Here is an 18626-nt window from a genome sequence, read left to right on the forward strand (position 1 = left end):
AAGGAGGCAGTTACAAATGGGAATTAAAGCAATGAAAGCTGGAGAAGTAGCTAAAAAAGTTATCAATAAACAAAAGCTATTTATCATAGATGTGAGAAATAATGATGCTTATGCTGATTGGAAAATAGAAGGTGAAGGCATTACTTCTATTAATCGTCCTTATTTTGACTTATTAGATGGAGTTGAAGAATTGGTGAAAGAACTTCCGGAAGACAAGGAGGTCCTTGTTGTCTGTGCTAAGGAAGGTTCATCCAAGTTTGTTGCTGAAGAATTATCTGAAGCTACAGGAAAAGATTACTATTATCTCGAAGGTGGCATGAAGACTTGGAGTGAACATCTTGAACCTATAAAGTTGGGAGATTTAGAAAATGGCGGTTCTGTCTATCAGTTCGTGAGACTGGGTAAAGGGTGTCTCTCGTATATGATTGTGTCCGGAGATGAAGGTGCGATGGTTGATCCTCTTCGCTTGACCGATCAATATGAAGCATTTGCTAAAGAGCTTGGCATAAAAGTATTACACATGTTTGATACTCATTTGCACGCTGATCACATTTCAGGCGGACGACGACTGGCTGAGAAAACTGGGGGAACGTATTACTTGCCACCTAAAGACGCCGGCGAGGTAACGTTCAAGTATGAACCATTAGAAGATGGAAAAGAAGTTATTTTTGGAGATGATCAGGTGAAAGTAAAAGCTGTTTATACACCTGGTCATACGATTGGAAGTACGTCACTTATTGTAAACGATACGTATTTATTTACAGGAGATATCTTGTTCTTAGACTCCATTGGACGACCAGATTTAGCTGGGCTTGCTGAAGACTGGGTTGGTGACCTAAGAGAATCATTGTATGTGAGATATAAAAATATGAATCAAGATTTACTTGTATTACCTGCTCATTTCGCAAAGCTAAAAGAATTAGATGAAACAGGTCGAGTAGTCGCGCGTTTAGGTGATTTATACAAAGAAAATAACGGTTTACAAGTAGAAGATGAAGGTGAATTTCGCCAAATGGTTACAGAGAATCTGCCTCCGCAACCGAACTCGTACAAAGAGATCAGACAAACGAACATGGGTAAAGTGACACCAGATTCTGAAGAAGAAACAGAAATGGAAATCGGTCCAAACCGCTGTGCCGTATCGTAGAATCTAGATATACCGCAAATCGTAAATGAAAAAAGTGTGAATGCTAAAGCGTAATAAAATAAAACTACTAAAATTGAAAAGGGGTATATGATTATGGAAAGTACTAAAGTGTTAGACGCAAAAGGGCTCGCTTGTCCGATGCCAGTTGTAAAGGTGAAAAAGGAAATGGATCAGCTTCAAAGTGGAGATATCTTAGAAGTTCTAGCGACAGATAAGGGTGCGAAATCGGATATCCCTGCTTGGGCAAAATCAAGCGGGAACGAAATTGTAAAAGAGGATCAAGAAGACCAAGTCTTGAAGTTTTGGATTAAAAAAGCATAAGAAAGTAAAGATAATAATAGCCTGCCCCTCCACAGGTGGCAGGCTATTATTATCTTTTAGGTAATATTAAAGATTGTAGTTTGTATTAAGAAGATTTGCTAAATTTCTTCAACTATTTGAATAATTAATTAAAAACATGCTTTAGAAAGGAGGGGACGGATTTATGAATCAGTGGTTCCCTTTTCTTGATTGGATGAAGAAATATGACTTAAAAGAAGATTTTAAAGGTGATATGATCGCAGGATTAATTGTTGCCATCATGTTAATTCCCCAAGGAATGGCCTATGCTATGCTAGCAGGCTTACCTCCAGTGATGGGACTTTATGCTTCGACCGTACCGTTGATTTTATATGCACTATTTGGAACGTCACGACAATTGTCAGTTGGACCGGTAGCGATGGTTTCTTTATTGATATTTACAGGTGTTTCTGGATTGGCTGAACCTGGGAGTGACCAGTACATCTCACTAGTGTTTTTATTAGCTTTCATGGTTGGTGTTATTCAATTATTAATGGGGATATTTAAACTGGGAGCAATTAGTAAATTTATTTCTCATGCGGTAATAAGCGGTTTTACTTCAGCTGCGGCGATCATTATTGGAATGAGTCAGTTAAAGCATTTAATTGGAGTAGAGATTGAAGCATCAAATAATGTGTTTTTAATCATTGCAGAAGTATTTACAAGACTTAACGAGATTCATCTGCCTACCCTCTTGATAGGTTTAGGGAGTATTTTTATTCTTGTACTCTTCAAGAAAAAAATAAAAAAAATCCCTGGAGCATTGGTTGTTGTTGTCACCATGATTGCCATAGTAGGTTTCTTACAGTTAAATGAAATTGGTGTAGGAATCGTAGGAAATGTCCCAGATGGATTACCTAGCCTATCTATACCTTCTTTAAATATACCTGCCATTAATACCTTGTTACCTATTGCATTCACTATTGTCATCATTGGTTTTGTAGAGTCTTATGCGATGGCGAAGGTCATTGCTACGAAAGAAAGGTACACGATTCATGCAAACAAAGAATTGAACGGTCTTGGGATTGCTAATATTGGAACTAGTTTCTTTTCAGGTTTTCCAGTGACAGGCGGTTTTTCTCGATCAGCTGTGAACTATGATGCAGGTGCTCGAACAGGCTTAGCTTCAATTATTACAGGTGCTATTATTCTTCTTACATTACTTTTTTTCACGTCTTGGTTTTATTATTTACCTCAGGCAGTTCTTGCGGCAATCATTATTGTGGCTGTTTACGGTTTAATTGATGTGAAAGAAGTATTCCATTTATGGAATATCAAGAGAATTGATGCTATTTCTTTACTTGTAACCTTTTCTGCTACGTTAGTGATAGGCATTGAAGCAGGTATTGCAACTGGAGTAGTATTTTCGATACTAAATTTTGTTTACCGAAGTTCAAAACCTCATATGGCAGAACTTGGATATATTGAAGAGAATCAAACGTATAGAAATGTGAACCGTTATCCAATGGCGAAGACAAAGGATGATGTGTTGATTGTTCGAATTGATGCAGCGATCTACTTTGCTAATATATCATATATCGAAGAGCGGTTATCTGACTTTATTAACAATAAACAGGATCTAAAGGCAATTATTCTCGATTTTTCAGGTGTAAATGATATGGATGCTGTAGCTATCGATGATTTAGGTAAATGGATCGACCAAATAAGAGAAGAGAATGTGAAGATATCACTTGCACAAGTTAAAGGACCTGTGAGAGACTTATTAAAAAAGGCAGGTTGGACAAAGAAGTATGGTGACGTCATTCAACATCCGACGATTGAAACCGCTTTGTTGAAACTTGGAAAATGAGGTGTCTATTGTGAGAATTGAAGAACTTGAATCATCCCATAGTGAATTTCTAGAAAACATGACTAAAAAAGATCCACAGTTTTTCAGTAAATTGGGAGAAGGACAAACACCTTCTTTCTTTGTAGTATCATGCTGTGATTCTAGGACTTGCCCATCTACAATAACGGGGATGCCCTTAGGAGAAATGTTTACACACAGAAATATAGCTAATCAAGTGATAGAAGAAGATGAGAGTTTCAGAGCTAGCTTACATTACGCACTAGATGTATTGAAAGTTAATTATGTTATTGTGCTAGGTCACACGAGATGTGGTGGAGTGCTGGCAGCTAGTACAGGTGTTCAGCATGAATCGATGGATGGCTGGCTAAAACACGTGAGAGCTAGCCTAGAAACCTTTGACCAATCGAAGAAGGATCCTGAAGCTATTGAATTGGAAGAGCATAATGTTAGACAACAAGTGCAGAATGTGAAAAATCACCCTGTCTATCAAAGAAAAGGTCAAGACGTTCCAGTCATTGGTTTATTATTCCATTTGGAATCTGGAGAGCTTAAGTGGCTAGATTAAGAGAATGGGTAGAAACGTCTGAATTAGAAAGGGTGGGCATTCAGTATGGTTGGACATCGTTTCAATCCTGCAAAGGCTGATAAGTTAATAGACCCTAAACGGAAATCATTAATCGATTCTGAATGGGTAGCTAAAAAACTAGAATTCTCTGAGAATGCCAACCTTATGGACTTAGGTGCTGGGAATGGCTACTTTACTCTGCCACTGGCGGAATTAACAAGTGGAGATGTATATGCAGTGGATATTGAACCTGAAATGCTTGGACTTCTAGGTGTCCGTGCCCAGGAGAAAAATGCTGACAATATCGGGCTGATTGAAGCAGATCTCGAAGATATTCCTTTAGGTGACCATACAGTAGATGCTTCCGTAGCGGCTTTTGTTATTCATGAAGTGGAAGATCGGGTAAAAGCATTCCGAGAAATCAACCGGATCATGAAACCATCTTCTCAAGGTGTAATTATTGAGTGGGCCCAAGTAAAAGGTGAGTCAGGACCACCATTGCATGAGCGATTAAATCCTAATACTCTTATTCAAGAAATGAAAAATACAGGTCTGAATCTAGTCGAACGAATAGATAATAACGATGTATATATGATCTTCTTTAAAACTTGAAAAAAGGCACCCAAAAATTTTTTGGGTGCCTTTTTGTGCAAGTAGTTAAAGAGTAGTGTCCTATTCCTAACAGAAAATTAACTACTTCGTGTGTTTTGAATTTTTTGCATCATGGCTAAGGATCGTCCCGTTCCTATGGCTACAGACTCCAAGGGACTTGGTGCAAGGTGCACAGGTACAACAATTTCATTAGATAACCACTCTTCAATACCATTGAGTAATGCGCCACCGCCGGTCAAGATCACACCTCTATCTACAATATCACCACTTAATTCAGGAGGACAATCTTCTAAAGTAGCCCGTATCGCTTCTAAAATGGATAACAAAGACTCGCGAATAGCCCCTTGAATTTCATAGGAAGACACTTGAATTGTATGAGGTAAACCGCTCACTAAATCGCGTCCCCTTATATCCATGTGCAGTTCTTCGTGCTCCGTTAGAGCGTATCCGACTTCCATTTTAATGTTTTCGGCCGTACGATATCCAATCATTAAATTGTACTTTTTTCGGACGAATTGGGTAATATCCTCATCCATCTGATCGCCACCAACTCTGATTGAGTGACAAGAAACAACTCCACCAAATGAAATTATGGCTACTTCCGTAGTCCCACCTCCGATATCTACGATGACATTAGCAATAGGTTCTTCCACAGGTAAGTCTGCCCCGATGGCTGCAGCTACAGGTTCTTCTATTAATTGAACATCTTTAGCCCCGCATTGTTTGACAGCATCTGATATGGCTCTTCGTTCAACAGAAGTAGATCCAGAGGGGGTGCATACAACGACACTAGGCTTTCTTAAGGGAGTTCCCAGTTTTTTAGATGCCTTTTTCATAATGTGTTTTAGCATATCAGTTGTTACTTGATAATCAGCTATAACTCCATCTTTTAAAGGACGTATAGCCACAATGTTTTCAGGGGTTTTGCCTACCATCATTTTTGCTTCTTCACCAACAGCCAGTACTTGATTCGTGTTGATATCAATGGCTACGACAGACGGCTCATTTATAATCATTCCTTTATTTTTAGTGTAAACTAGTAAATTTGCGGTTCCTAAGTCAATCCCGATTTGAATAGTTGAAAACATAATAATTCCTCCAGTTTCACATATGGTGTCACATTATCACCATTCTCTAGGAAACTCTGATTTATAGGGGTATTTTAAAAGAGAAATAATGAAAAAATGTGTAAAGAAATTATTTCCCGGGAAAATATGTTGAACAATGCGAAATATTGCCTAGATCTGTCGCTAAAAGTCAGGAATTCTTTCATCTTTAATATTTTTTAGATACTATAAAGAAATACAATATCTACTAAAGGAGATAACATATGATGAGTGGTAACGAGCTAAATCTTTTCGTTAAAAATGAAAACCAGCAAAATTTATATGACAATGCAGCTTCCTTCATTGAAAGCTTTAAACAAAGAGCAGCTGATTATGACCGCAAAGCTATGTTTCCGATTGAAAATATGAATGAATTAAAAGCGAAGGGTATGACAACTTTAACGATCCCGAAGAAATATGGTGGAAATGAAATATCTTTATATGATTTTTTGTTAGTTCAAGAAACATTGGCACAAGGGGATGCTGCTACGGCGTTGTCTTTAGGATGGCATAATGGAACAATGATGCAACTACGAGATACAAAAAAGTGGCCAGAGTCAATTTTTGAACAAGTTAGCCATGAGACAGTGAGGAACCATTTATTAATTAACAGTGCAGCTACTGAACCTGCAACAGGAAGTCCGGCTAGAGGTGGTAAACCTGAAACGACAGCTACTAAAAGCAGTAATTCATGGGTTATCAATGGAAAAAAAACGTTTACTTCGTTGGCACCAATGTTGGATTACATCATTGTTACTGCCACAATCACTGATCAAGATCAAATAGGAGAATTTCTTCTACCGCGAAATGCAAATGGAATCACATTTGAAGAAACTTGGGACACTATGGGGATGAGAGCTACAAGAAGCGATGATCTAATTTTAAATGAGGTAACTGTGGATGAAAGTGCTCTTGTTTCTCTAAAAGATCCAGGTCACGGGACAAGTCCTCAAGGTTGGCTGTTGCACATCCCTGCTTGTTATTTAGGTATAGCTATAACTGCTAGAAACGATGCTGTATCCTTTGCTAAAGAATATCAGCCTAATAGTTTAAATCATCCTATTAGTGAAGTACCAGAAGTTCGCAGAAAGATAGCTGAAATGGATCTCGAATTAATGAAGGCACGACATTTCATGTATCATGTGGCAGAAATCTGGGATACATCTCCGGAATTACGGAGCAAATTAGGCGGGGAATTAGCTGCGGTTAAGACGGTTTGCACTAATGCTGCTGTGAAAGTAGTGGATTTAACGATGAGACTGGTTGGAGGACAGAGTCTCCACCGCTCAAAGCCGTTTGAAAGATATTATCGTGATGTAAGAGCTGGTCTACATAATCCTCCTTCTGATGATCTTACTTTCATGGCTCTTGGGAATCGAGCGATAGATCCCAAAAACTAACTTAAGTAATGAAATGGAAAGTGTAGACAGTCGTATACCATTATGATAAATATTAATCATCAGTAGTTTCTGAATTAAATGCTCCACATAATTTGAGGAGGATGACTTATGAATCGACTTAAAGCAAACATCATTTCACTGAATGTAGGGAAACCAAGAACGTTGAATGGATTAAATCAGACCATTGTGACTGCTATTGAAAAAAAATCAATCGATCAACAGATATTCTTAGCAAAAGAGCAATTAGATGGAGACGAACAAGCTGATAAAGTGCATCACGGGGGGCCCGATAAAGCGGTGTGTGTTTATTCATTTAATCATTACCCTTACTGGGAAGAGAAATTAAGTAAAAAGTTAAGTCCGGGAGCATTTGGAGAGAATTTGACGGTAAAAGGGTTATTAGAAGACGAGGTTCATATTGGAGACTTATTCCGATGGGGAGAAGCTCAAGTTCAAATTTCCCAGCCTCGAAAGCCATGTCATAAGTTAGCCAAGCGATTCGAGATACCAACACTAGTTAAACAAGTATCGGATAGTGGGTACACAGGGTTTTATTTTAGAGTGATAAAAGAAGGGATGGTTTCAGCCGATACACCATTGCAATTTATCAAAAGGTTCAGTGATGTATCATTAGCAGAAGTGAATGAAACATTTTATCATAAACATTCTGACGAAGCATCTGTAAGTCGAATCGCCTCTATACCTGAATTAGCTGATTCTTGGAGTGAAATGATGGAAAATCAGCTCTAAATCAGGTCGGAAGGGAGTTTATCGGTAAAAGCCGAGAGAACAAGAGTAAAAAAATTCGAAAAAAGACTTTATCTAAAATTGTTATACTACTCCCCTTTAAGCCTTTAGATTTTAGCAACGTTGCAACGTCATACTCAATATATTTAGCCGATTAAGTAAGCCATTCATGAGGTTTACTTAATCGGATTTCTTTTTTTCTTGGGAGGAGCAGGATTTTCTATCTTTTCTAATGAATCTTTAATGAATAAAGTTTTTAGGATTTATTTCGGAGAGGAGAATGAACATGCCCAGCTACAATAAACTAGTTCGGGACAGGATTCCTGAAATTATTGAAATGAACGGACAAACATTTGAATATCGCAGAATAAAAGGAGAAGAGTTTATTAAAGAAGCTAAGAAGAAATTAAATGAGGAAATGAAAGAATACCTCGAAGCGCAAAATTCCGAACAAGCAATAGAAGAACTAGCTGATCTCGTAGAATTGATTTATTGTTTAGCTGAACGCCACGGATATTCTAAAACAGAACTAGAAGCGATAAGAAGAGAAAAATCTGAACGAAGGGGAGCTTTTCATGAAGGTTGGTTTTTAGAAACGGTTGGTGAAAGCTAGTTAGAAATGGAATGTAACAAAGATATGTGAAAGGTTGATAGATGACACAATGCTAGAAATCCCCGATTCGTCACTTTAAAGTCGGGGATTTTTTATGAACTTTTTTGTTGTTATACATAGACTTGTCTGCCATTTTAAAAAGCTCATCCATTTTCCCTTTTGAGGAGGTTGCGTAGGCGTTTCCTACAGATATATTTACAGCGTTTTGTTTTAATGAATTGGTGATCTGAGCACAGAAATTGGTAAAATCAGTTTCGGAAATGTCAGTGGTAATAATGACAAATTCATCTCCACCAATACGATAAACATGCTGATTCTCTTCATTGAGTTGAGTGATGAGGTATTCGGCTGTATGTTGAATGGACTGGTCACCTGCAACATGTCCATGAGTATCGTTTATATTTTTCAAGTTATTCATATCACACACCAAAAGCCCTACTGAAGAATCAGATAAGTTATTCAAATAACTCACACGGTCACGAAAAGCATATCGGTTAGATAGGCCCGTTAGTTCGTCGTGCAAAGATTGATATTCTAATTTTTTCTGCAATGCTATTTTTTCAGTGATATTTCGAAGGATTCCTTGGACGCCAATGAATACACCATTTTCATAAACAGGTCTTGCAGTTTCTTCAAACCAAATGTAATGCCCTTTTATATGTTTCCACCTTTGCAACAAAGGACGACTGAAATCAACTTTTCCATGAATTTTGTTCAATAAAGTAGGATAATCTTCTGGATGAATAAAAGCAAAGATTTCTTCTGGGTTTTCATAATGTTTGACTATATCCCAACCAAGAACTTTGTTTACGGAAGGGCTTAAGTACAAATATTCATATTCAGGTTCCGATCGGAAGTAGTAAATGATGTCTTTGGAATGTTCAACTAAATCGATAATTTCATCCTTTGAACGCTCTGCTTGTTGAATTTCTTCATTTTTTTTATGTATTTCTCTCTTTTTATAAAGGGATATGACAATCGTACCAGAAGCGAACCCTATCAGAAGAAAAAAGATATATATATACACCTGAATGCCCTCCTTAAGTCATTAATTAGGAAATTTTATCCTTACTATTGTACCATATTAATAATGAGTTGGGCGAAAATGGTTCATTTAAATAAGGTTACCGTGAAATACGTCAGAGGAAGCTCCTAGTAAGAGATCTTCCTCTGACGAACTTAGACAATATTATGAGAATATGTTGACGATCCAGTCTAGGCTGTAATAACTAGCAATAGTTAGAAATACAGTCCATGCAGCTAGACTTCCAGCCATCCACCATGTAGTCGTATGTTTATCTGCTTTAAGAGACAAGGCAATCAAAGCTGCTAAATGAATCCCTGTTATTGCAGGTCCAAGTAAAGCTAATCCAGGCAATCCATACTTATGAAAAATATCGGCTGCCCGGTCTTTTTTGGTCTTCTTCGGAGCCTTGTTCTGCTTGTAATTATGCGCTGATAGAGAAGGTTCCACTTCTGAATCAGTTGATGTTTGAATTGGTTTCTCTGAATTTTTTAATGATTTTCGCAAAGATCGTTTTTGTTTCCATTTTTTATAAATGTTTGTTTTTTGGAACCATGTTAATGAGTAAACAATGATTATAATAGGCAGGAAGTTTCCCACAAAGGATATGATTCCAACCCAAAAGGGGTTTAAGCCCATCCCAATGCCAATGGGAATGACAATTAAGATTTCTAACCACGGGGTTGCTGCCATAAAGAATATTAATAAATATTGCCAGATAAGGTCGAACATAATAAAGCACTGCTCCTAACTTTCACCAATAGGTAATCGAGACTACTGTGGATAAATTTCAGTCTGTTTCTCTCTCTGCAATGATAAAACAATTTCACCTAAAAGAAAAATAAATTGGTAGAATGAACGATGGAAGTTGAAAAAAGGTTGCAAGAATAGAGGGTATAGCGGCAATCAAAAAGACCAATAAAAGAAAAGACAAGTAATCATTGCTTACGAGTTATAAAAAACGGGAATAGCTCATGAAAGAGAAATTAAAAGGGGGAAAAACAATGAAAGATGCCATTCAATCACTTGTACAGAAACAGAAACAGTATTTTTATAGCGGTGAATCGAAAGATATAGCTTTCAGGAAAGAACAACTGCAAAAATTAAAGAATGCGATCAAAGATAGGGAACGAGATATCTTAGATGCTGTCAAGAAGGATTTGAATAAAAGCGAGCACGAGGCCTTCTTAACTGAGATTGGTTTTTTATATAACGAAATTAAAGATATGGTTAAGAATATTGATTACTGGGCAACGCCCCGAAAGGAAAAAACACCAATCACTCATTTTGGTGGGAAAAGTTACGTTTATAAAGAACCTTATGGTGTAACTCTCATAATCTCACCATGGAACTATCCGTTTCAGTTAGCGGTAGCTCCCTTGATTGGAGCAATTGGTGCAGGGAACACAGCAATTATAAAACCATCTGAGTTTACACCAAACACAAGCATGGTGATTCGCGATCTCATCGCTTCTACTTTTCCGGAGAAATACATTGCCGTTGTAGAGGGCGATGCAGAAGTGTCGAAATCGTTACTGGACGAAAACGTAGATTATATCTTTTTCACTGGAAGCACTCAAGTCGGAAAAAAAGTAATGGAAGCAGCATCAAAGCATTTAACCCCAGTTACGTTGGAATTGGGTGGGAAAAGCCCCGCAATTATTATGGACGATGCAAATTTAAAAATCGCCGCAAAACGAATTGTGTGGGGGAAATTCATCAATGCTGGTCAGACTTGCGTAGCTCCTGATTATATTTTGGTTCATGAGAAAAGACGCAGGAAGTTTTTGAAATTACTCATGCATTACACGAAAAAGTGGTTTGGTGAGGAAGCGAGAAAAAATAGGATTTATCCAAAAATTGTCCATGAGAAACATGTTGATCGTCTCGTATCCATGATTGATCAAGATAAAGTCTTTTATGGAGGCGGCTTTGATCGGGAAAAACGTTATGTTGAACCAACGATTATGATGGATGTGAATATGAATGATGATGTGATGGCTGAAGAAATTTTCGGACCCATTTTACCGATTATGTTTTATAAAGATGATTACGAAATTATAGATATTGTTAGACAACGCCCCAATCCATTAGCATTGTATTTATTTACTGAGAACAAGGAAAGTGAAAAGTTTATTCTTAGCAGCCTATCCTTCGGTGGAGGTTGTGTGAACGATACAATCATGCATTTAGCGACACCTTATTTACCGTTCGGTGGAGTTGGTGAGAGCGGTATGGGAGCTTATCATGGGAAATCAAGCTTTGACACGTTCACTCATGAGAAAAGTGTGCTTAAGCAACCTACATCCTTTGATCTCCCAATACGTTACGGACAATCTGATGCCTCTTTAAAGACGCTAAGAAGAATGTGGGATTAAATAACAAAGCAGCACTGGCAAACTCGCCGGTGCTGCTTTGTTATGTTGGCTCAGTTTCATGTGCATATTAAGAGAGATCATTCTTTTTTTAAGGAAGCTTGGTAGCTTATCCTCTGAAAGGGAATGATGATCTTTCTCCTTACAAGATGTCATAACAAGCTAGAAATGCTTACTCTAAGAATTGTCCATGAATTAAAAGAAATCATATAAGAATGGTTTTAATGCAGGGGTACTTTTGTTTAGTAATTTAAGCGTTTCATGATCACCAACGATCCACTCTTCTTCATGCAAGACATCAGCCGGCTGATAGTTGAATAAGACAGCAGTTAAGGATTGCACTGAAAGCCTCAACCCTTTTTTGGGAGGATGCTGGCAAGATGCGCCTATTTCCTTCTCTGAATCTTTTTGAGTTTGGAAAAAGCGCACATCTATTTGTCCATCTTTCTTTACTATTATATATGTTCCATCATTCCAGGGACAAAATTCATCAGTGATATGGAGAATGATAGGAGGAGTATTGTTCTCTATCGTAAACGGATAAATGGATAAAAACTCTTTTACATTCACGATCCGTGCCATGAAATAAGATGAAACTTCCCGTTTCACTTTCGGATCGGTTAGAAGGAAAGGAAGGCGGTCATGAGCAACGGTTTTAATCGTTGCCGTATCAATCATGGAGTCATGATTGGTAATAAAGCTCCATAAACCATGACGAGCGTCTCCATCTAACCAGATCATTTCATGAACGGTCATTTTTCGACCTTTCACCTCATAAATCATATATCCTGTTACGGTTAATTCTTCATTATAATAAGCAGCTAACGTGCCCTTCTTTCGCTTAAATACAGATTGATCCCACCATTTTTCGTCACGGACGATCGCACCGGAATAACGTTTTGCCCAAGTGTGATAAACATCTTCAATCATCGTGTAATCTTTATCAATTCTCTTTACTATCCCCTTGTGCTGTTTACGAGGAGGAAGTTGATCTCTCGTGAGTGTGATTGATTCATTATCGGCGAACAGTTCCCAACCAAATTTTCTGTAAAATGGGATGGAGAAAGGGAATAAGAAAGATAACAGCTGTCCGTCTTCTTTCATCTGTTTTAATGCATGCTTTAGTAACTGAGAAACGAGTCCATTCCTTCGGTGTTCTGGCCACGTCACCACGCCAGACACGCCGCCCATGGAAACCGGCCGACCGTCTACATATACGTGAAAAGGGATCACGGCAGTTTTAGAGATGATCTGTCCTTCTTCTTCTATGACCCATGTTTCGTTAGGGTCTGTCAGTTTTATTCGTTCCTTTCGCTCCTCCTCTGTCATTTCATATTGGAAGGCAAACTCTGACATGCGTATACTTGATTCTACTTCTGAAGGTCTTAACTTCCGTATAGACATTATTCGTTCTCTCCTTTGAATAGAGCAATGGCTCTTTTTCTTTGAAGGCCGTGGTCCACAGTTGGTTCAGGGTAATCTTCGCCTATACTACATTGGGAATCTGCCTGGACATTCTTTGGCATTTTCATCGGCTCATGAATGTATTTTTCTGGTACATGTGCAAGTTCACGTACATATTTTTTTATGAAACGCCCATCTTTGTCAAATCTTTCAGATTGTCTTGTGGGGTTAAATACTCGGAAGTAAGGAACAGCATCGGTGCCAACGGAAGCGGCCCACTGCCATCCGCCGATATTCGAAGCTTCATCATAATCAATCAGCTTCTCTGAGAAATATTTCTCTCCCTCTCGCCAGTCGATCTGGTAATCCTTCGTTAAAAAAGAGGCGGTAATCATACGCAATCGGTTATGCATCCAGCCAATTGATTGCAATTGTCTCATTCCTGCATCTACAATAGGGAAACCTGTCTCTCCTTTTTTCCATTTTTCAAGTAGCTCAGCGTCAGTATTCCACGAGATAGATCGGTATTTTTCTTGGTATTCTTGGTCTTTTGTCTGAGGATAAAATGAATAAATCATTGCATAAAAATCGCGCCAAGCTAACTCTTTTAAATATGTTTCTGCGCCTTTCCCGGCAGATTCAATCCGATCATGGACCGTGTGGAAAATTGTTCGAACAGAGAGTGTACCAGTTTTAATATAAGGAGATAGACGACTAGTTCCTTTGCAATCCGGACGGTCTCTCCATTCCTCGTAGTTTATAAGTCCTTCATCTAAAAATGTTTCAAGCCTTTCACGTGCAAAGCTTTCCCCCAATGCGTTCCAATTCATGGTACACCGTTTAAGAACGTCATTTTCAAAGTGTTTCTCACCTTGACCATCGATCGCTTTAACGTCTTCTTGTCTGGAAATAAGCTCTTTAATGTTTGTTTCAACTACCGATGGTTTCGTCTGCTTTGCCCACTGTCGGTAATAAGGAGTGAATACTTGATAAGGGCTTCCATCGTCTTTTAATACTTCTTCAGGATGATGAATGTGACTTCCTCTTAAGGCAACCGTTTCGATTCCTTTGCTATGGAGAAAAATTGAAACTTCTTCGTCTCTGTCACGTCCAAATGGAGTGAAGTCTTCTAAATGAAAGACGGCCTCTAAAGATGGAATCTCCTTTGTTAAAGTAGTGAATGCCTCTTCGTTCTCACCGTATATAATGTGTACACGGATCGAATCTTCTTGGCAGTCTTTCCGAAATCTTTCAAGAGTTTGAAAAAAATAATCGTGATGTAAATGTATCTTTTTTAGAAAGTACGGATGTAAATGAAAAAACACAATTATTGTTCCATCATTAGTCCGTGCAGCCTCAATGGCCTTTTGAATAACAGGCTGGTCCTGTAATCGGAAATTATTTCGTAACCATATTCCATAAACCGGTTTCATCTAATTCACCTCAAGTTTATAGAGGACATTTATAAATCCTCACTAAATAAATACGCTTTTCCTATATCATACAGAAAAGAATTGTACATTTCATAGGAAACAACTTTAGAAGGTAATATTTAATGAAACCGCTTTAAAAACAGTCACTATATGTTCAATATTTCACAAACTTTCCATGAGGTGGCGTGGTAAAATAAAACTATCGAAAGGGGTTGTGATCAACATGAAAACAGTAACTAGAAAATTGTTCTGTGAGTGGTGTACGTTTACAACGGACACAGAAACGTACACTCAGGAAACATTTGAAGATTTAGTAGGCGATGAATTCGAAGCAATGATGTTTGAAAATGAGGACCAAGCAATTCCCTCATATATTTGGACAACAAATTTTGTCTGTATTATCAAAAGAAGTACTAGAATGTATAACGATATTTCAGTAACTAAAATTCCCCGTAACCCGGCTTGCGAATAAAAATTTTCGGTAAATATGCTCAATATTTCACAAAATATGTCTAACGTTGTTAGCTATACATTTTTTCCTCTTTAATAAGAGGTGCAATTTTACTTTTAATACCTCCCTGTATAAGAAAAGGTCGCTAACCTTTTCTTTTTTTTGCCTTCTTTTGTTTATGAAAAGTTTGAAAAAGGAACTATACTATAAATAAGGCTCTGGTAAATCATTTTGGCGATTTCTGTCATTGATCTTTATGATAGTATTTATTTCGTTACCGCTTGTATTTTACGGAGATAGTCGGAATTACCTATACTTTTCCCTCTGCTCGTCTCGCTCTTTAGATAAAGAGTCTATAGGGCTCTATGAATCGTACTCTCTGTGTCATCAACAACGTTTAACTGAGCTTTAAATAATAGATAGAATCGAGAAGTGAGGAGTTAACATATGAAAAAAATAGATATTTTCGACGTGATTGGCATAGGTATCGGGCCATTTAATTTAGGTATGGCTGCATTATTAGAGGACAAAAAGGAGATTGAAGCTGTATTTTTTGATGAAACTCCTTCGTTTAATTGGCATCCAGGTATGCTGATAGAGGGAGCAGATTTACAAGTGCCCTTTCTAGCAGACTTAGTCACCTTTGCAGACCCGACCAGTCGATTTAGTTTTATCAATTATTTACATAAGCACAATCGACTTTTTGCTTTTTATTTTTTTAACCGGTTTGATATCCCTCGCAGAGAATACAATGACTATGCTCAATGGGTGGCAGGACTGCTTACAAATTGCCGCTTTGGAAAGAAAGTGGTTGATGTACTGGATCACGATGAGGGGGATAACTCTTACTACGAGGTTGTCGTACAAGACAGAGAGTCAAATCAATTGGATCATTTTTTCACAAGAAATGTGATCGTAGCAACAGGTAGTAAACCGATGATTCCAGGTGATTTTGATAGGTTTCCTTCTGAAGATATTCTACACACTAGTCAGTACCAATATTTTGAAGAGGCGTTAAGTGAGGCGGATTCTATCTTGATCACTGGTTCTGGCCAAAGTGCAGCGGAAGTGTTTCTTGACCAGTTACAAAAGCAACAAAGAGGAACACCCCACCTTCATTGGATTACTCGGTCTTCAGGATTTTTTCAACTAGAGGCAGGAAAGTTAGGTCAGGAAGTTTTTTCAGCTGATTACATTGATTATTTTCATAAGCTTCCTTTTGAGAAACGTAAGAATGAATTGCCAAACCTTGCTCAGCTTCGTAATGGGGTTGAGGAATCGACGCTACATGAAATATACGATTTACTTTATCACCGATCCGTTCACACTAATGAACCGAATGTAAACATACAAGCGAATACAGAAATAAAAGAAATTGAGAAAGGTAGCAAAGGTTATATTGTTCACTGTCACCAGTGGCAACAAGAGGAATCGTTCACCTTGACTGTGGATAAAGTAGTATTAGCTACAGGATATCAGCCAAGCACACCAAAATGGATGCAGAAATTTGACAAACTGATCAAATGGGATGCGGATGGACGGTATGCCGTTACAAGAGATTATCGTTTAGTATTTAAGAAGGAGCGGCCTCATCAAATATTCACTTTGACAAATCTAGAGCACTCTCACGGGCCAGGGGCAACGAACTTAGCCTTATCTGTTCAACGGAATATAACGATCATCAATCAATTAACAGGTAAAGAAGTATACCCAGAGCAGCGGAATTCTGTGTTTCAAAACTTTGGAGTAGATCAGCTGAACCAGAAGAACCAGTGGTCTTAATGGGCTAACTTAATTAAAAAAATATGCGCAACAAAAAGGCAGATCCAAGTTCCCCCTAGGATCTGCCTTTAAAATGATGATTTCTTATTACCGCATTATAGCTATGCGGTTTGGCTAAGGGGCGTCTGTTGTTTTGTTTTGAACAGTTTAGCACGAAGGTAAGGAATCACGTAGTAATCTCCCCCAAATTTACCGGCGTTGTGACCAGCTACTAGAATAAAGATTGTTAACAAGACTAAGAATGGATTTGAAGAAACCGTTCCTGCAAACATAAAGGCAAAGTTCATAACAATTCCAAAGAATGCAGCAGCTGTTGTTAACACTCCAAGAATTAATCCAAGCCCTACAAGAAATTCTCCCCAAGCGACCATAAAGCTAAATACTCCTGCATTTGGCAAAGCAAAGCTTTCAATAAAAGCATGATAGGTTGGATACGTTTCGATAACAGCTTCGTTATTTACAGCACCTGTCAAATACCCACTAGCATCAAAAGTTTCTCCACCTGTGATTTTCCCCCAACCAGAAGTCAACCACTGCCACCCAATGTATATACGGAGAAAAGTCAACACGCTAGCAGCAATTTTGTTGTTTCGAATGAAATCCATAAACATATAAATCCCTCTTTTCAATAAGAATAATAATTTCAGTTTTGTCTAAGTGCCGGTCATCAGTTTTTAGATGTGTTAGTGATCACTAACTAAGTTGGTTCAAGTATATAATAGGTTGCCAGCGTATGAATGTCATAAAAGTGACCATTTAGTAGCAAACTGATGTCTAATTTGTGAAATAATACACATATTATTTTTATAACTATAAATATGGTGGAAATGAAACTCACAAAAAAAGAAAGAGGATACCCAAAACCTTTTGGGTATCCTGTCATTTAACAATTTTTTCCTAATAATTCCTCTAGTTTTCGTCCTAATCTTTAGGGTCATTCTACGTATCTCAAGCGCGAGAACCGTCCTCCCTGGTTACGAACAAATTGAAAACGATTCTTCATTATTTTTGGTTTCTATTTCTTTTGTTATTACTTTTTCTACTTTCGCAGGAAATCTTGCATTTTCAAGCGACGATAACAATGAATTTATTTGATCTGTATTACCTTGGACTTCTAATTCTACCGCCCCGTCCGTTTTATTCCGAACCCATCCAGTGAGATTCCGCTCACTTGCACTTAACTGTGTATGATATCGAAAACCAACACCTTGAACACGTCCATCTACAATTACGTGATATCGTTTCATTTTATCCACCTCCAAGTAGACTTCCTCTGAATTTATTCCCATTCCAGATCAAACTTACACTTTTTAAAAATTAAATATTTAAGTGTTATTACTATCAATAAACAGTTTTGTTCATTTTTTCACAAATATGACACTAGATCTTTTCTGTTTGTTCACAAGTGACTCCACTGTAAGTTTTTATAGAAATATATAATGAAACTGTAGTAAGTGATATAAATCACAATTGAGAAAGTGTCTCAAGTGAACTTCAAGGAATAAAGCACTTTATAATCTATAACAACGTTTAGCCAAGACCACCAAGTTTATCGTATCGATTGCTTCATAATGAAATGAAAAAAGGGGGGAGAGAACATGCCAGCTAATATCGGAATACCAGGCTTGATATTGATTTTAATTATCGCACTAATTATTTTCGGACCGAAGAAATTACCGCAGATGGGAAAAGCACTCGGGGATACATTAAAAGAGTTTAAAAAATCAACGAGAGAGTTAACCGAAGATGCTAATGATGAACCTACTCATTCGACTTCAGTAGATGAAAAGTCAAGCTCTTAAATCTATCAAACTTAGA

General features: G+C 37.8%; 19 protein-coding genes. 12 read left to right on the forward strand and 7 right to left on the reverse strand.

The window, feature by feature from the left end; translation table 11 throughout:
- Positions 1-16 precede the first annotated feature (16 nt).
- From CR194_RS16110 to CR194_RS16130, 5 genes are all read left to right on the forward strand, one after another.
- Positions 17-1147, forward strand: coding sequence for an MBL fold metallo-hydrolase (locus CR194_RS16110; RefSeq protein ID WP_110610912.1), 1131 nt, complete (start codon positions 17-19; stop codon positions 1145-1147).
- Positions 1148-1240: 93 nt separating this feature from the next.
- Positions 1241-1468 (forward strand): sulfurtransferase TusA family protein, encoded by a 228-nt coding sequence (locus tag CR194_RS16115; RefSeq protein WP_110610914.1) that lies wholly within the window; start codon positions 1241-1243, stop codon positions 1466-1468.
- Between the two features lie 163 nt (positions 1469-1631).
- The gene (locus CR194_RS16120; RefSeq protein WP_110610916.1) at positions 1632-3296 is read left to right on the forward strand and encodes a SulP family inorganic anion transporter; all 1665 of its coding nucleotides are present in this window, start codon (positions 1632-1634) and stop codon (positions 3294-3296) included.
- Positions 3297-3306: 10 nt separating this feature from the next.
- On the forward strand, positions 3307-3861 hold the full coding sequence (locus CR194_RS16125; protein ID WP_233254399.1) for a carbonic anhydrase: 555 nt from the start codon (positions 3307-3309) through the stop codon (positions 3859-3861).
- A 45-nt stretch (positions 3862-3906) separates the two neighbouring features.
- Entirely contained in the window at positions 3907-4473 is a 567-nt protein-coding gene (locus CR194_RS16130) for a class I SAM-dependent methyltransferase (protein WP_110610918.1), read from the forward strand.
- A gap of 77 nt (positions 4474-4550) precedes the next feature.
- Here the strand turns inward: CR194_RS16130 and mreBH are convergent, their stop codons facing one another.
- On the reverse strand, positions 4551-5561 hold the full coding sequence (gene mreBH, locus CR194_RS16135; protein ID WP_110610920.1) for a rod-share determining protein MreBH: 1011 nt from the start codon (positions 5559-5561) through the stop codon (positions 4551-4553).
- A 245-nt stretch (positions 5562-5806) separates the two neighbouring features.
- Here mreBH and CR194_RS16140 point away from each other — a divergent pair, with 245 nt between their 5' ends.
- The 3 genes from CR194_RS16140 to CR194_RS16150 all read left to right on the forward strand — a co-directional run bounded on the left by CR194_RS16140 (position 5807) and on the right by CR194_RS16150 (position 8339).
- Positions 5807-6979: an acyl-CoA dehydrogenase family protein gene (locus CR194_RS16140; RefSeq protein WP_110611128.1), complete on the forward strand. Its 1173-nt coding sequence runs from the start codon at positions 5807-5809 to the stop codon at positions 6977-6979.
- Between the two features lie 108 nt (positions 6980-7087).
- Complete coding sequence (locus CR194_RS16145) at positions 7088-7729, forward strand: MOSC domain-containing protein (protein ID WP_110610922.1); 642 nt, start codon at positions 7088-7090, stop codon at positions 7727-7729.
- Between the two features lie 283 nt (positions 7730-8012).
- Entirely contained in the window at positions 8013-8339 is a 327-nt protein-coding gene (locus tag CR194_RS16150; protein WP_110610924.1) for a nucleoside triphosphate pyrophosphohydrolase, read from the forward strand.
- Between the two features lie 70 nt (positions 8340-8409).
- Here the strand turns inward: CR194_RS16150 and CR194_RS16155 are convergent, their stop codons facing one another.
- Positions 8410-9366: a sensor domain-containing diguanylate cyclase gene (locus CR194_RS16155; RefSeq protein WP_158282298.1), complete on the reverse strand. Its 957-nt coding sequence runs from the start codon at positions 9364-9366 to the stop codon at positions 8410-8412.
- Positions 9367-9528: 162 nt separating this feature from the next.
- Positions 9529-10095: a small multi-drug export protein gene (locus tag CR194_RS16160; RefSeq protein WP_199228191.1), complete on the reverse strand. Its 567-nt coding sequence runs from the start codon at positions 10093-10095 to the stop codon at positions 9529-9531.
- A 272-nt stretch (positions 10096-10367) separates the two neighbouring features.
- On the opposite strand from CR194_RS16160, the gene CR194_RS16165 reads away from it, so the two are divergent.
- Positions 10368-11741 (forward strand): aldehyde dehydrogenase, encoded by a 1374-nt coding sequence (locus CR194_RS16165; RefSeq protein WP_110610930.1) that lies wholly within the window; start codon positions 10368-10370, stop codon positions 11739-11741.
- Between the two features lie 192 nt (positions 11742-11933).
- Here CR194_RS16165 and CR194_RS16170 read toward each other — a convergent pair whose 3' ends face one another.
- Together CR194_RS16170 and CR194_RS16175 are read right to left on the reverse strand one after the other, a co-directional pair.
- A complete protein-coding gene (locus tag CR194_RS16170) occupies positions 11934-13142 on the reverse strand; it encodes a GNAT family N-acetyltransferase (RefSeq protein ID WP_110610932.1) in 1209 nt (402 codons plus the stop codon).
- Positions 13142-14575 carry a cryptochrome/photolyase family protein gene (locus CR194_RS16175; RefSeq protein WP_110610934.1) on the reverse strand — a complete coding sequence of 478 codons (1434 nt, stop codon included), beginning with the start codon at positions 14573-14575 and terminating at the stop codon, positions 13142-13144. Before CR194_RS16175 ends, CR194_RS16170 begins: the two co-directional genes overlap by 1 nt.
- A 223-nt stretch (positions 14576-14798) precedes the next feature.
- Here CR194_RS16175 and CR194_RS16180 point away from each other — a divergent pair, with 223 nt between their 5' ends.
- Together CR194_RS16180 and CR194_RS16185 are read left to right on the forward strand one after the other, a co-directional pair.
- Positions 14799-15047: a hypothetical protein gene (locus CR194_RS16180; protein ID WP_110610935.1), complete on the forward strand. Its 249-nt coding sequence runs from the start codon at positions 14799-14801 to the stop codon at positions 15045-15047.
- A 426-nt stretch (positions 15048-15473) separates the two neighbouring features.
- The gene (locus CR194_RS16185; protein WP_110610937.1) at positions 15474-16808 is read left to right on the forward strand and encodes a lysine N(6)-hydroxylase/L-ornithine N(5)-oxygenase family protein; all 1335 of its coding nucleotides are present in this window, start codon (positions 15474-15476) and stop codon (positions 16806-16808) included.
- Between the two features lie 101 nt (positions 16809-16909).
- Here CR194_RS16185 and CR194_RS16190 read toward each other — a convergent pair whose 3' ends face one another.
- Positions 16910-17419, reverse strand: coding sequence for a DoxX family protein (locus CR194_RS16190; RefSeq protein WP_110610939.1), 510 nt, complete (start codon positions 17417-17419; stop codon positions 16910-16912).
- Positions 17420-17782: 363 nt separating this feature from the next.
- Complete coding sequence (locus CR194_RS16195; RefSeq protein ID WP_110610941.1) at positions 17783-18055, reverse strand: acylphosphatase; 273 nt, start codon at positions 18053-18055, stop codon at positions 17783-17785.
- Between the two features lie 351 nt (positions 18056-18406).
- Between CR194_RS16195 and tatA the strand changes: the two genes are divergently transcribed.
- Positions 18407-18610, forward strand: a complete 204-nt coding sequence (tatA, locus tag CR194_RS16200) for a twin-arginine translocase TatA/TatE family subunit (RefSeq protein WP_110610943.1) — start codon at positions 18407-18409, stop codon at positions 18608-18610.
- Positions 18611-18626 lie beyond the last annotated feature (16 nt).

The sequence above is a fragment of the Salipaludibacillus keqinensis genome (genome assembly GCF_003226325.1).
Classification (GTDB): domain Bacteria; phylum Bacillota; class Bacilli; order Bacillales; family Salisediminibacteriaceae; genus Salipaludibacillus; species Salipaludibacillus keqinensis.